The sequence below is a fragment of the Blautia acetica genome (genome assembly GCF_038739805.1).
In the GTDB taxonomy this organism is placed as follows: domain Bacteria; phylum Bacillota; class Clostridia; order Lachnospirales; family Lachnospiraceae; genus Blautia.
Genome location: NZ_JBBEWO010000011.1, coordinates 35,074 through 48,541, shown reverse-complemented (window position 1 = coordinate 48,541; position 13,468 = coordinate 35,074). Strand labels below are relative to the sequence as shown.

The 13,468-nt window shown below is 45.6% G+C and carries 12 protein-coding genes; 11 read left to right on the top strand and 1 reads right to left on the bottom strand.

The features are described from left to right. The first annotated feature begins 145 nt into the window (after positions 1-145). From galT to WBS51_RS08855, 8 genes are all read left to right on the top strand, one after another. Positions 146-1,633 carry a UDP-glucose--hexose-1-phosphate uridylyltransferase gene (gene galT / locus WBS51_RS08890; protein ID WP_173749496.1) on the top strand — a complete coding sequence of 496 codons (1,488 nt, stop codon included), beginning with the start codon at positions 146-148 and terminating at the stop codon, positions 1,631-1,633. A gap of 96 nt (positions 1,634-1,729) precedes the next feature. Continuing rightward, a complete protein-coding gene (locus tag WBS51_RS08885) occupies positions 1,730-2,551 on the top strand; it encodes a purine-nucleoside phosphorylase (RefSeq protein ID WP_294462241.1) in 822 nt (273 codons plus the stop codon). Positions 2,552-2,581: 30 nt separating this feature from the next. Then, positions 2,582-5,227 carry a DNA polymerase I gene (gene polA, locus WBS51_RS08880; protein WP_302228933.1) on the top strand — a complete coding sequence of 882 codons (2,646 nt, stop codon included), beginning with the start codon at positions 2,582-2,584 and terminating at the stop codon, positions 5,225-5,227. Positions 5,228-5,260: 33 nt separating this feature from the next. Further along, positions 5,261-5,863 (top strand): dephospho-CoA kinase, encoded by a 603-nt coding sequence (gene coaE, locus WBS51_RS08875; protein ID WP_173749493.1) that lies wholly within the window; start codon positions 5,261-5,263, stop codon positions 5,861-5,863. Beyond that, the gene (locus tag WBS51_RS08870) at positions 5,850-6,647 is read left to right on the top strand and encodes an MBL fold metallo-hydrolase (RefSeq protein ID WP_294461889.1); all 798 of its coding nucleotides are present in this window, start codon (positions 5,850-5,852) and stop codon (positions 6,645-6,647) included. Before coaE ends, WBS51_RS08870 begins: the two co-directional genes overlap by 14 nt. Positions 6,648-6,703: 56 nt before the next feature. After that, the gene (locus WBS51_RS08865; protein WP_294461890.1) at positions 6,704-6,976 is read left to right on the top strand and encodes an ACT domain-containing protein; all 273 of its coding nucleotides are present in this window, start codon (positions 6,704-6,706) and stop codon (positions 6,974-6,976) included. 30 nt (positions 6,977-7,006) lie between these two features. Beyond that, complete coding sequence (locus WBS51_RS08860; RefSeq protein ID WP_173749490.1) at positions 7,007-8,371, top strand: PFL family protein; 1,365 nt, start codon at positions 7,007-7,009, stop codon at positions 8,369-8,371. Between the two features lie 12 nt (positions 8,372-8,383). Then, on the top strand, positions 8,384-8,746 hold the full coding sequence (locus WBS51_RS08855; RefSeq protein ID WP_294461892.1) for a hypothetical protein: 363 nt from the start codon (positions 8,384-8,386) through the stop codon (positions 8,744-8,746). A 67-nt stretch (positions 8,747-8,813) separates the two neighbouring features. Here WBS51_RS08855 and WBS51_RS08850 read toward each other — a convergent pair whose 3' ends face one another. Further along, a complete protein-coding gene (locus WBS51_RS08850) occupies positions 8,814-10,106 on the bottom strand; it encodes an ATP-binding cassette domain-containing protein (RefSeq protein ID WP_294461895.1) in 1,293 nt (430 codons plus the stop codon). A 352-nt stretch (positions 10,107-10,458) separates the two neighbouring features. On the opposite strand from WBS51_RS08850, the gene WBS51_RS08845 reads away from it, so the two are divergent. From WBS51_RS08845 to WBS51_RS08835, 3 genes are all read left to right on the top strand, one after another. Beyond that, the gene (locus WBS51_RS08845; RefSeq protein ID WP_294461898.1) at positions 10,459-11,133 is read left to right on the top strand and encodes a response regulator transcription factor; all 675 of its coding nucleotides are present in this window, start codon (positions 10,459-10,461) and stop codon (positions 11,131-11,133) included. Continuing rightward, entirely contained in the window at positions 11,130-12,386 is a 1,257-nt protein-coding gene (locus tag WBS51_RS08840; RefSeq protein WP_294461900.1) for a sensor histidine kinase, read from the top strand. Before WBS51_RS08845 ends, WBS51_RS08840 begins: the two co-directional genes overlap by 4 nt. 109 nt (positions 12,387-12,495) lie before the next feature. After that, entirely contained in the window at positions 12,496-13,467 is a 972-nt protein-coding gene (locus WBS51_RS08835; RefSeq protein ID WP_294461903.1) for a S1C family serine protease, read from the top strand. Position 13,468: the final 1 nt, after the last annotated feature.

Below are 13,468 nucleotides of genomic sequence, written 5' to 3'. Positions count from 1 at the left end.
GGGCTTTACATCTTGTTTTTCTGTGCTATAATTTCGTTATAAACAAAAAAGATGAATTAAAACATAAAAACTGTTTTAAATGAGAGAAGGGAATTGTGCAGGTCTGTTTTACAGGATGACACAACAGAATTGGGAGGAAGCAAATATGTTGAATAAAGATATCAGAGATTTGGTGCAGTATGGAATGGATGCAGGACTGGTGCCGCCCTGTGAAAAAAATTATACCATCAACCTGCTGCTGGATATGTTCCATGAGGACGAATACCAAGAGCCGCAGGAAGAAATCTGTGCCGATTTGGAGACGATTTTAAAAAGTCTTCTGGATGAGGCGGTAAAGAGAAACATTATCGAAGACAGCATCGGATACCGGGACTTGTTTGATACAAAGATTATGAACTGTCTCATGCCCCGTCCGTCCCAGGTGCAGGAAAAATTCTGGAAAGAATACGAAAAGAGCCCTCAGGAGGCTACGGATTATTTTTACAAATTAAGCCAGGACAGCGATTATATCCGCCGCTACCGCATTAAAAAGGACAGAAAATGGACCGTGGACAGCCCGTACGGTACTATTGACATTACTATCAATCTGTCCAAGCCGGAAAAAGACCCAAAAGCCATTGCTGCAGCAAAGAACGCAAAGCAGAGCAGCTATCCCAAATGCCTGCTGTGTATGGAGAACGAAGGTTATGCAGGACGGTTGAATCACCCGGCCAGAGAGAATCACCGGATTATTCCCATTACCATAAATGATTGCCAGTGGGGCTTTCAGTATTCTCCTTATGTGTATTACAATGAGCATTGTATTGTGTTTAACGGACAGCATGTACCTATGAAAATTGAGCGAAATACCTTTGTAAAGCTGTTTGACTTTATCAAGCTGTTTCCTCACTATTTCCTGGGTTCCAATGCAGACCTTCCCATTGTAGGAGGTTCTATTTTAAGCCACGACCATTTCCAGGGCGGACATTATACCTTTGCTATGGAAAAGGCACCTATGGAAAAGGAAGTCACCATTTCGGGATACGAAGATGTAGAGGCCGGCATTGTAAAATGGCCGTTGTCTGTGCTGAGAATTCGCAGCAAAGATGAAAAACGGCTGATTGATTTGGCCAGCCATGTACTGGAGGTGTGGAGAGGCTACACCGATGAAGAGGCGTTTATCTTTGCTGAGACAGAAGGAGAACTTCACAACACGATTACACCGATTGCAAGAAAAAGAGGAGAGTTTTTTGAACTGGATTTGACTCTGCGCAATAATATTACCACAGAAGAACATCCACTGGGACTGTATCACCCTCATGCAGCCTACCACCATATCAAGAAAGAGAATATCGGCTTAATTGAAGTTATGGGTCTGGCAGTACTGCCAGCCAGACTGAAAGAGGAACTGGAGCTTCTGGCTTCCTGCCTGCTGGAAGGAAAAGACCCTGCACAACATGAAATGCTGGTAAAACATGCAGACTGGGTAAAAGAATTTTTGCCGAAATATCCAAACCTTACCAAGGACAATGTGATGGACATTCTGCAGGAAGAAGTGGGACAGGTCTTTGTCCATGTGCTGGAAGACGCAGGGGTTTACAAATGCACGGAAGAGGGCCGGGAAGCGTTCCAGCGTTTTATCCACGCTTTATAATTCTAAAGAGAAAAACAAAAAAGATAGGTGTCCTGCCTGTCTTTTTTGTTTTTTTTATGCTATACTACTTGATAAACAAAGAAAAGAGGGATAGTTATGCATCCGGTATACGAAAAACTCCAGGGCTGTCTGGCCAGTATCCGGCAGAAGACAGACTTTGTGCCAAAGGTGGCGCTGATTCTAGGCTCCGGTCTGGGAGACTATGCAGAAGAGATAGAAATTCACCAAATCATACCATACGAAGAAATACAGGGCTTTCCCGTGTCTACCGTACCGGGACACAAGGGACGATTCGTCCTTGGATATGTAAAGGGCGTGCCTGTTATCATTATGCAGGGCAGAGTTCACTATTATGAGGGGTATTCCATTACAGATGTGGTGCTTCCGGTGCGTCTGATGAAGCTTTTGGGAGCCGAGATTCTGTTTCTTACCAATGCGGCGGGAGGAGTGAATTTTGACTTCCGGCCGGGAGATTTTATGATGATTACAGACCAGATTTCCTCCTTTGTCCCATCGCCGCTGATTGGCTCCAATGTGGAAGAACTGGGAGAGCGGTTCAGCGATATGAGTGAAATCTATGATAAGGATTTGCAGAAGCTTTTAGAGAGCACGGCAGAAGAATTGCGGATTCCTCTTCAGAAAGGGGTTTATATCCAGCTTACCGGTCCCAATTACGAATCTCCGGCAGAAGTGCGTATGTGCAGAATTCTGGGTGCAGACGCAGTAGGTATGAGTACGGCCTGCGAGGCTGTGGCGGCCAATCACTGCGGCATGAAAATCTGCGGAATTTCCTGTATTACCAATCTGGCCTGCGGCATGAGCGAAACCCCTTTAAACCATAAAGAGGTACAGGAGATAGCAGACCAAAAAGCCCCGGATTTCAAGCGGCTTTTGACGGCTGCGCTATCCCGTATGTAAGACAAAAATGAACCAGATAAGGAGAATACAATGAGGGAAAAAATCCTGCTGATAGACGGACACAGTATTTTAAACAGAGCCTTTTACGGCCTGCCGGATTTGACCAATTCCGAAGGGCTTCACACCAATGCCATTTACGGCTTTTTAAACATCCTGTTCAAAATGATGGAAGAAGAAAAACCGGATTATCTTACGGTTGCCTTTGACCTTTCGGCGCCCACCTTCCGGCACAAGATGTACGACGCCTATAAAGGAACCAGAAAACCCATGCCCCAGGAACTGCGCCAGCAGGTGCCGGTGATGAAGGATGTGCTTGGCGCTATGGGGGTGCCCATTCTCTCTATGGAGGGGTATGAGGCGGACGACCTTTTAGGAACGATTGCCAAACGGAGCGAGGCCAAGGGCATGGGTGTCACCGTGCTTTCCGGAGACAGGGATTTGCTGCAGCTGGCTACAGACCATATCTGCATTCGTATTCCAAAGACAAAGGGCGGAAAAACCACCATTGAAGATTATTTTGCAAAAGATGTGCAGGAGGCTTATCAGTTAAGCCCGCTGCAGATTATTGAACTGAAAGCCCTGATGGGAGATACGGCGGATAATATTCCGGGGCTTCCCGGAGTGGGAGAAAAAACGGCTACCAAGCTGCTCTTAGAGTACGGCAGTGTGGAAAATGCCCATGCCCATGCAGAGGAAATTAAGCCCAACAAAGCAAAAAATGCTTTTTTAGAGCATTATGATTTAGCGGTACTCAGTAAGGATTTGGCAACTATCCGCATTGACAGTCCGGTGGAGTATGACTGGGAAACTGCCAGAATCCATGATTTATATACTCAGGAAGCCTACGAATTTTTTAAGGAACTGGAATTTAAAAATTTCCTTTCCAGATTTGAAGAGACTGGAAATACCAGCAAGGCAGAAGAGCATTTTGCAACCATTACGGATTTTGCAAAAGCAGAGGAACTTTTTGCACTGGCTCAAAAGAAAGAGCGGGTGGGACTGGAACTTCTGGAAGAAAAAGGAATGATTCTGGGGCTTGGTCTGGCTTATGAGGAAGAAGGGGATTTGCAAGTGTACGGCATGCTGCCCCAGGGATTTGTGACGGAAGCATATCTTCTGGATAAAGCAAAAATGCTCTGTCAGCAGGGAAATGCGGTGGCGTCTTTGAATGTAAAGGCCATGCTGCGGCATATGGATTTAGACCATCATACCGCCATGTTTGACGCCCAGATAGCCGCCTATCTCTTAAATCCCTTGAAATCCGAATATGCTTATGACGATATTGCCAGAGAATATCTGGGAGAAATGCTCCCTGCAAAGGAAGACCTGCTGGGAAAACTTTCTTATTCCAAGGCAGCGGCAGAGAAAGAAGAGGAACTGGCAAAAAGCGTCTGCTATATGGCTTATACGGCTTTAAAAGCCAGACAGCCTCTTTTGGAGGCTCTGGAAGCAGCAGGGATGAAAAAGCTGTATACAGATATGGAAATGCCTCTGTTGTTTACCCTTTCCGATATGGAGAAAGAGGGAATCCGGGTGAATGCAGAAGAATTGAAGGAGTATGGAGAAAAGCTGCAGGTGCGGATTGCAGAACTGGAGAAAAGTATCTGGCAGCAGGCAGGGGAAGAATTTAATATCAATTCTCCCAAGCAGCTTGGAGTGATTCTCTTTGAAAAGCTGCAGATGCCGGGAGGAAAGAAGACGAAAACCGGATATTCCACGGCGGCAGATGTACTGGAAAAGCTGGCTGCAGATTATGCCATTGTATCGGATATTCTGGAATACCGCCAGCTTACCAAACTGAAATCCACCTATGCGGACGGTCTGGCGGGCTATATTGATGAAGGCGGCCGAATTCATTCCACTTTTAACCAGACGATTACTGCCACAGGGCGTATCAGCAGTACAGAGCCCAATCTGCAGAATATTCCGGTGCGGACAGAACTGGGACGGCTTCTTAGAAAGGTATTTATTCCCAAAGACGGGTATGTGTTCTTGGACGCAGACTACTCCCAGATTGAACTGCGTGTTCTGGCTCATATGTCCGGGGACGAAAAGCTGATACAGGCTTATCGGGAAGCCCAGGATATCCACAGAATGACGGCTTCTCAGGTGTTCCACATTCCTTTTGAAGAGGTAACTCCTCTGCAGAGACGGAATGCCAAAGCCGTCAACTTCGGTATTGTGTATGGTATCAGCTCTTTCGGACTTAGCCAGGATTTGAGCATTACGAGAAAAGAGGCAGAGCAGTACATTAAAAATTATTTTGAGACTTATCCGAAGATAAAGGGATTTCTGGATAATCTGGTACAGCAGGCCAAGGACGAGGGATATGTCAGTACGATGTTCGGACGCCGCCGTCCTGTGCCGGAACTGAAATCCAGCAACTTTATGCAGCGTTCCTTTGGGGAGCGGGTAGCCATGAATTCCCCTATTCAGGGCACGGCAGCAGATATTATTAAAATTGCCATGATTCAGGTCAGCCGCCGCCTGAAAGAGGAAAATCTGAAATCCAGACTGATTCTGCAGATACACGATGAGCTGCTGATTGAAACGGCAGAGGATGAGGTGGAACAGGTTTCCGCCATTCTGGAGCAGGAAATGAAGGGAGCGGCGGAGTTATCCGTATCCCTGGAAATTGATATGCACACCGGCAAAAGCTGGTATGAGGCAAAATAAATAGAGAAATGCGTTACAAAGGAGGAAGTGTCTATGAGGATTATAGGAGTAACCGGCGGCGTGGGAAGCGGCAAAAGCGCGGTATTGAATTATATGGAAGAACATTTCGACTCCAGAGTGGTAAAGGCAGATGAAGTGGGGCATATGCTGATGATGCCCGGAAGAGAGTGCTATGAACCGGTGATTCAGCTTTTCGGGGACTGGGTGGTAAGGGAGGACACCTCTCTGGACCGGGCAGCCATTGCATCCATTGTCTTTGATAATCCCGAAATGCTGAAAAAGCTGGACGATATTGTACATCCGGAAGTGAAAAAATACATTTTAAGGGAAATTGAACGGTCCAGAAAAGAAGAGACGGAATTTTTCTTTATTGAGGCGGCTTTGCTTCTGGAAGAAAAATATGATGAAATTTGTGATGAGATATGGTATATTTATTGCGAAAAAGAAGTACGCATGGAAAGACTGCGCAGAGACAGAGGCTATTCAGATGAGAAAATCAAAAAGCTGATGGACAACCAGCTTCCGGAAGAGGTCTTTGAAGAGCGCTGTGATTTCCAATTATATAATGATGAAGATGTAGCTCATACTTATCTTCAGATCGAACGGAAAATGAGGACATATTATGAATCTTTGTAGTATAGCCAGCGGCAGCAGCGGAAACTGTATCTATGTGGGAAGTGATACCACAAGCCTGCTGGTAGATGTAGGAATCAGCGGAAAACGCATTGAAGAGGGACTGCGAAGCATTGACCACACCACCGGGGACTGCGACGGTATTTTGATTACCCATGAGCACTCCGACCATATCAAAGGACTTGGGGTGATTTCCAGAAAGCACAAAATCCCCATTTACTGCACCAGGGGAACCATGGAGGCCATGCAGTCCATGAGCAGCCTGGGGAAAATGCCGGAAGGGCTTTTCCGTCCCATAGAGGCAGACAAAAAATTTCAAATCGGGGATTTGCAGGTGCAGCCCTTTGCCATTTCTCATGACGCGGCAGAACCGGTGGGATACCGGATAAATCATGGTACAAAGTCTGCAGGCATTGCCACGGATTTGGGATATTATGATGATTACATAGTGCAGAATCTCTCCGGACTGGATGTGCTTTTGCTGGAAGCCAACCATGATGTAAATATGCTGCAGGTGGGAAGTTATCCCTATTATTTGAAGCAGCGTATTTTGGGAAACCGGGGACATCTTTCCAATGAAACGGCAGGCCGCCTTTTGTGCCGTCTGCTGCATGAGCGGATGAAAGCTGTTTTTCTGGGACATTTAAGTCGGGAGAACAATTACGAAGCGCTGGCTTATGAAACGGTCTGCTCCGAGGTGACTATGGGGGAAAATCCCTGGAAATCTTCGGATTTTAAAATTGCTGTGGCACACCGGGAGCAGGTGTCGGATTTGGTAACTGTGTAAAGACAGCAGGTAGAAAGAAACATTTTACAAATAAAATAAGAAATGAGGAGCTAATCATGAAGAAGACCATTATTACCGTTGTGGGAGAAGACACCGTAGGAATTATTGCAAAGGTATGTACTTACCTGGCAGAGAACAAAATTAACATTCTGAATATTTCTCAGACGATTGTAGACGGATATTTCAATATGATGATGATTACAGATACCAGCATGTCTGCAAAAAAACTCAATGTGATTTCCGAAGAACTGGAAGATATTGGAAATGGAATCGGCGTGGTGATTCGTGTGCAGTTAGAAGATATTTTCACAAAAATGCACCGGATTTAAGAAGCAGGCAGAAAGGACGGAAAATCACCTATGATTAACATGTATGAAGTCAATGAGACAAATAAAATGATTGAGGAAGAAAACCTGGACGTGCGCACCATTACGCTGGGTATCAGTCTTCTGGACTGTATTGATTCCGATTTACAGCAGGTGAACCGTAAGGTTTACGAAAAAATTACGGGACTGGCCAGACATCTGGTGGAAACAGGAGATGATATTTCCAAGGAGTTCGGAATTCCGGTTGTCAATAAAAGAATTTCTGTAACCCCTATTGCACTTGTAGGCGGTGCAGCCTGCAAGACACCGGAGGATTTTGTCAGTCTGGCAAAGACGCTGGATAAGGCGGCGAAAGAGGTGGGCGTCAACTTTATCGGGGGCTATTCTGCCACCGTGTGTAAGGGCATGACAGCGGCAGACGAGCTTTTGATTCGTTCTATTCCTGAAGCGCTGGCTTCTACGGAGCGGGTATGCAGTTCTGTGAATCTGGGTTCTACCAAAACAGGAATCAACATGGATGCCGTGCGCCTTATGGGCAGTATTGTTCTGGAAACGGCTCAGGCTACCAAGGAAGAGGATTCTCTGGGCTGTGCAAAGTTGGTGGTATTCTGCAATGCTCCTGACGACAATCCGTTTATGGCAGGTGCTTTTCACGGAGTGACCGAGGCAGACGCGGTTATCAATGTAGGCGTATCCGGTCCGGGTGTTGTGAAAAAGGCGCTGGAACAGGTGAGAGGCAAGAATTTTGAAGTGCTCTGCGAAACGATTAAAAAGACGGCCTTTAAGATTACCCGCGTGGGACAGTTGGTGGCTCAGGAGGCGTCCAGACGTCTGGGGATTCCTTTCGGTATTATCGACCTTTCTCTGGCGCCGACTCCGGCTATTGGAGACAGTGTGGCAGATATTCTCCATGAAATCGGTGTGGAATATGCAGGCGCGCCGGGAACCACGGCTGCTCTGGCTCTTTTAAATGACCAGGTGAAAAAAGGCGGTGTGATGGCTTCCTCTTATGTAGGCGGATTGAGCGGTGCTTTTATTCCGGTCAGCGAAGACCAGGGTATGATTGACGCAGTTGTAGCGAATGCCCTGACCATTGAAAAGCTGGAGGCTATGACTTGTGTCTGCTCCGTAGGGCTGGATATGATTGCGATTCCCGGAGATACAAAAGCAACCACGATTGCAGGCATTATTGCAGACGAATGTGCCATCGGTATGGTAAACCAGAAAACTACAGCCGTGCGTGTGATTCCGGTTATCGGCAAAGGCGTGGGAGAAACGGTGGAATTCGGCGGTCTTCTGGGCTATGCGCCGGTTATGCCGGTGAATCCCTATTCCTGCGAAAACTTTGTGAACAGAACCGGAAGAATCCCGGCGCCGATTCACAGCTTTAAGAACTAAGGAGAAGAGGAAATGGAATCTCTTTGGTCGGTACTGAGTATTGTCATACAATTTTCCGGGGTTTTTGGTATTTTTTATGTGATTCGCGGCATGTATATGTTCCGTAAGAAAAAGTTTCCCACCGCGGGATTTGATGAAACCCAAAAAGAAGAAAACCGGGCATGGTGCAGAGGCGAGGGCACGGTATGCCTGTACTGGGGCGTTTTGCTGCTGTTTCTGAATGTGTATGCATTTGTTGCGGCGTGGACAACAGGGCAGCTTTCTATGGTTGTAGTCATGGTGTTTGTGCTGTTGTTCTGCGCAGGCTGCGGGGGACGTATTCGGAACAATCTGAAATACAGAAATAAACAGAACCAGAAAATAAAAAGAATATAAGAAAAGTGAAAAGAGCAGAATCTGGAGAGTACGGCATCTCTGGATGCTGCTCTTTTTCGCTGGAATTTTAGATTTCTATGGTTTTCGTTGCTATTTTCTGGCGGAATGTGCGGTCATGTTCTACGAAAATCATGGTGGGTGCAAATTCCAGTATGAGTTCTTCTATCTGCATACGGGAATAGATGTCAATAAAGTTCAGGGGTTCATCCCATACATAGAGATGAGCCTGCTCACAGAGACTTTTGGCTACCAACACTTTCTTTTTCTGGCCTTCTGAAAAATCCCGCATATCTTTCAGGAACTGTGTACGGGTAAAGTCCATTTTCCGCAGCAGGGTTTTCAGCAGGGTTTCTTCTATCTGGTTCTGGGCCGCAAAGTCTGAAAGTGTGCCTTTTAAGTGGGAAGTGTCCTGTGGAACATAGGAAATTTGAAGCCCGGAACCTACGGTAACTGTGCCTGTATGAGGAACAGATATCCCGGTCAAAAGTTTTAAAAGGCTGCTTTTGCCGCTGCCGTTTTTTCCATGCAGCACCAGACGGTCCCCTTGCTGTACAGAAAAGGAAAACGGTCCGCAGACAGGTTTCCGGTCATAACAAATGCAGATATGGGAAAAGGAAGCCAGAGTATCTGTATGATATTTCTGAGGGAAAAGCTTTAAATTTTCCGTATATTCTGCATTTTTCAAAAGGCCGGATTTTTCTTCTATGGCCTGTTTCTGCCGGGCTTCAATCGTTTTTGCACGTTTCATCATTTTAGCGGATTTATGGCCAATATAGCCTCTGTCTACAGGTCCGTTTCCATATTTGGCAGTTTCTGTGCGGACAGACCAGGCAGAAGTTCTCTGGGCCGCCTGCCGCAAATGGGAAATATCCTTTTTCAGACGTTCGTTTTGGGATGTTTCAAAGTCCTGCTGCCGTTTGAAATTTTCCATCCAGGAAGAAAAATTTCCGCTTTGTATTTCGATATTGGTTCGGTTTAAAGACAGAATGTGGTCTGCGCAGTTGTCGAGAAAGCAGCGGTCATGGGAAACCAGAAGAAAGCCTTTCTTCTTTTTCAGGTAGGCTTTTAAAAATTCCCATTCTTCTGCAAGAGGCGCAATGTCCCAGAGAATTTCTTCTGTAAGCCGTTCTTTTTTTGTGACCGGACAGGGGAAATAATCAAAGGACACAGAGCTCAGGATTTTTCCGCTGTATTCGTATTTGTTCTGTAAAAGATTTAAAAATGTAGTTTTTCCCCTGCCGTTTCTGCCCACAAATCCCAGTTTCCAGTCCGTATCAATCTGAAAGCTGACATTTTCAAAAATATTGTCAGAACTGGAAGGGTAGGAGAATGTGAGATTTTCTATTTTAATCATGGACATGGTGAAGTCCCTCCTTCTCTAAAAGAAATTTTGTACGATAAAAGGAGCCGCAGGAAAGAAAACCCCTTGCAGCTCCTTTTATCCTTCCGTCTGAAAAGGACGGCAAAATAAGATATCAATAGAGGGTGGGAATGAGTATTTTTCTTTCCACCTCTTTCTGTCTGGAATATATAAGATACCATAACATGGATTGAGGAAATAGTCAAAGGAAAAAAGTTTGTATTAGAAAAAGAGTATGGTATAATTTAAAAAGGAATGCGTGATATTTTCAAAGACTTTTAGGTACATTTAAGGTTCTGCACCTATATTTGTTACAAAGAAAAAAGTAAAAATACAGAGGAGGGAATGAACATTGCGTTTATTACTTGCAGAAGATGAAAAAGCATTATCCAAGGCACTAACAGCCATTTTGGAGCGGAACAATTACTCCGTGGATGCGGTTTACGATGGAGAAGAGGCGCTGGCCTATCTGGACGCCGACAATTATGACGGCGTGATTCTGGATATTATGATGCCAAAGGTAGATGGTATTACGGTATTAAAGGAACTTCGCAGCAGGGGTAATCTGCTTCCCGTGCTGCTTCTGACTGCCAAATCAGAAGTGGATGATAAGGTGGCCGGTCTGGATGCAGGGGCCAATGACTATCTGGCAAAGCCTTTTCATTCCAAAGAACTTTTAGCCCGAATCCGGGCCATGACACGGACACAAACGGCTCAGGCAAATTCTAAACTGCAGATTGGAAACGTGACTTTAGACAGAGCGACCTTTGAACTTACCACACCTACCGGCAGCTTTCGGCTGGCCAATAAGGAGTTTCAGATGTTGGAACTTATGATGAGCAACCCCAGCAATCTGATTTCCTCAGAACGTTTTATGGAAAAAATATGGGGCTATGACAGCGAAGCAGAAATCAATGTAGTCTGGGTTTACATTTCTTATCTGCGGAAAAAGCTGGCTGCTCTCCATGCGAATATTCAGATTAAAGCTGTAAGAAATGCGGGATACTCCCTGGAGGAAGTCAAATGATAAAAAAATTGCGGAAAAAGCTGGTATTGGCCTCTATGGTCTCTCTTTTGGTTGTACTGCTGATTATAGAAGGAAGTATCGGTATTTTAAACTATCAGAAAATCGTTGCAGACGCAGATCAGGTACTGAATATTCTGAAAGAAAATTCCGGTCAGTTTCCGGACATGCCGCCCCATGGAGAACCGGAACAAAAAAAAGAAATGAAAGATGCTTACGAAAAAGAACATCTCATGTCCCCGGAACTGCCCTATGAATCCCGGTATTTTTCCGTTTTGCTGAATGAAGACGGAAAGGCCCTTTCAGCAGACACGGGACAAATTGTGTCTGTGGACGATTCAGAGGCCATGGAGTATGCCGAAACCGTATGGGAAAAAGGGCAGGATAAGGGGTTTATGGGAGATTATCGGTATTGTGTGTACACTTCGGATTCAGAGGTGCGGATTATTTTTCTGGACTGCAGAAGAAATCTTGAGACTTTCAGCAATTTTGCCCTGACAGCGCTGGGAGTTTCTGTATCCGGGCTTGCGGCGGTATTTGCGCTGTTGTTTTTTCTGTCTGCCCGTATTGTAAAGCCTTTTTCGGAAAATTATGAAAAGCAGAAGCGGTTCATTACCGATGCAGGACATGAGTTAAAGACGCCTTTGACCATTATTGATGCAGATACGGAAGTGCTGGAAATGGATTTCGGAGAAAGTGAATGGCTCAGTGACATTCAGAATCAGACAAAACGTCTGGCGGATTTAACCAACAATCTGATTCTGCTTTCCCGTATGGAAGAGGAGCAGACCCGGGAACTGATGGTGGATTTTCCTCTTTCTGATGTGGTGGAGGAAACGTTGGGAACCTTTCAGGCTCTGGCAAAGACCCAGCATAAAAATCTTACCGGAAACATTGCGCCCATGATTTCCATGCGCGGGGACGAGAAGGCCATCCGCCGTCTGGTAACTATTTTGCTGGACAATGCTGTTAAGTACTCTGGTGAGAACGGAGAAATTGCAGTGACGCTGGAAAAGCAAAAAAGGCGGGTTCGGCTGTCTGTGTTCAATACCACAGAATTTATTTCCAAAGAACATACCCAGCATTTGTTTGACCGTTTTTACCGTACAGACAGTTCCCGGAATTCCCAAACCGGAGGGTATGGTCTGGGACTCTCCATTGCTGCAGCTACAGTGGAAGCCCATAAAGGGAAGATTGCGGCAGTGACAAAGGACGAAAAGTCCTTGTTGATTAGCATTTCTTTTCCTGTGGCCTAGCACCGGAAAATTTTTAAGTTGATTTCAAGTATTCTTTAAAGTTCAGTTAAGGTCTCCGGCTTATTATGGATTCAGAATCAATAGAAAACAAAAGCAGGAGGACAAACATATGCCAAAATATAAAGAATACACAGGAGAAACAAGAAATTTTTCAAAGAGCGCCGGATATAAGCGGCGACGCAGAAGAAAAAAACTTCAGAAAAAGGTAACTTCCCTGGTTTTAAGCGCAGCTCTTTTCGGGGCAGTGGCAGGCGGAACCTGTTATGGGATAAACTATGGGCTGGAGACTGTAAAAAGCAGCAGTACACAGACCGCGCAAAACCAGAATACGGCTTCCCCGGCTCTGCAGACGGTTTCCACAGCAAGCGCTCTGGACGCAGATCATCTCAGTGTTTCCGACATTGCAGCAGAGAGACTTCCTTCCGTAGTCTCTGTTACGAATATATCGGTGCAGGAGGTGGAAAATTATTTTGGGCGTTTTGAAGGAAGAGGCGGAAGTCCTTCCCAGTCCCAGGTGGAAGAAACAGCCAGCTGCGGTTCCGGTATTATTATTTATGCCGATGATTCGGATTATTATATGGTGACCAATTATCATGTGGTGGAGGGAGCTACGACACTGTCGGTTACATTTGCAGATGATGAGACGTATGAAGCGCAGTTATGCGGCTATGATGAAAATACAGATTTGGCAGTGATTAAGGTTTCTGTTTCTGATTTGTCTCAGGATACGATTTCAAAGATTTCGATTGTGGACATCGGTGATTCTGACGACTTGCAGGTGGGCGAACAGGTGGTTGCCATCGGGAATGCTCTGGGGTATGGACAGTCAGTTACTACAGGTGTAGTCAGCGCCGTCAATCGGAGTATCAGCAGCAGCAACAGCAGCCAGGAGACGGCTGTCAGTTATATTCAGACCGATGCGGCCATCAATCCGGGAAACAGCGGAGGGGCGCTGCTGAATATGAATGGAGAATTGGTGGGAATCAATACGGCAAAGATTTCTTCTACAGATGTAGAGGGAATTGGCTATGCCATTCCTATTTCACAGGTAACGGATTTGATTAATTCCCTTATGCAATAGG

What these genes read in the sequence shown, in the direction of transcription:
- WBS51_RS08865 (WP_294461890.1), top strand. Translation starts at nt 6,704, where the DNA reads ATGAAGAAGACCATTATTACCGTTGTGGGAGAAGACACCGTAGGAATT.
- coaE (WP_173749493.1), top strand. Translation starts at nt 5,261, where the DNA reads ATGAGGATTATAGGAGTAACCGGCGGCGTGGGAAGCGGCAAAAGCGCG.
- WBS51_RS08850 (WP_294461895.1), bottom strand. Translation starts at nt 10,106, where the DNA reads ATGTCCATGATTAAAATAGAAAATCTCACATTCTCCTACCCTTCCAGT.
- polA (WP_302228933.1), top strand. Translation starts at nt 2,582, where the DNA reads ATGAGGGAAAAAATCCTGCTGATAGACGGACACAGTATTTTAAACAGA.
- WBS51_RS08860 (WP_173749490.1), top strand. Translation starts at nt 7,007, where the DNA reads ATGATTAACATGTATGAAGTCAATGAGACAAATAAAATGATTGAGGAA.
- WBS51_RS08870 (WP_294461889.1), top strand. Translation starts at nt 5,850, where the DNA reads ATGAATCTTTGTAGTATAGCCAGCGGCAGCAGCGGAAACTGTATCTAT.
- WBS51_RS08835 (WP_294461903.1), top strand. Translation starts at nt 12,496, where the DNA reads ATGCCAAAATATAAAGAATACACAGGAGAAACAAGAAATTTTTCAAAG.
- WBS51_RS08885 (WP_294462241.1), top strand. Translation starts at nt 1,730, where the DNA reads ATGCATCCGGTATACGAAAAACTCCAGGGCTGTCTGGCCAGTATCCGG.
- WBS51_RS08840 (WP_294461900.1), top strand. Translation starts at nt 11,130, where the DNA reads ATGATAAAAAAATTGCGGAAAAAGCTGGTATTGGCCTCTATGGTCTCT.
- WBS51_RS08855 (WP_294461892.1), top strand. Translation starts at nt 8,384, where the DNA reads ATGGAATCTCTTTGGTCGGTACTGAGTATTGTCATACAATTTTCCGGG.
- galT (WP_173749496.1), top strand. Translation starts at nt 146, where the DNA reads ATGTTGAATAAAGATATCAGAGATTTGGTGCAGTATGGAATGGATGCA.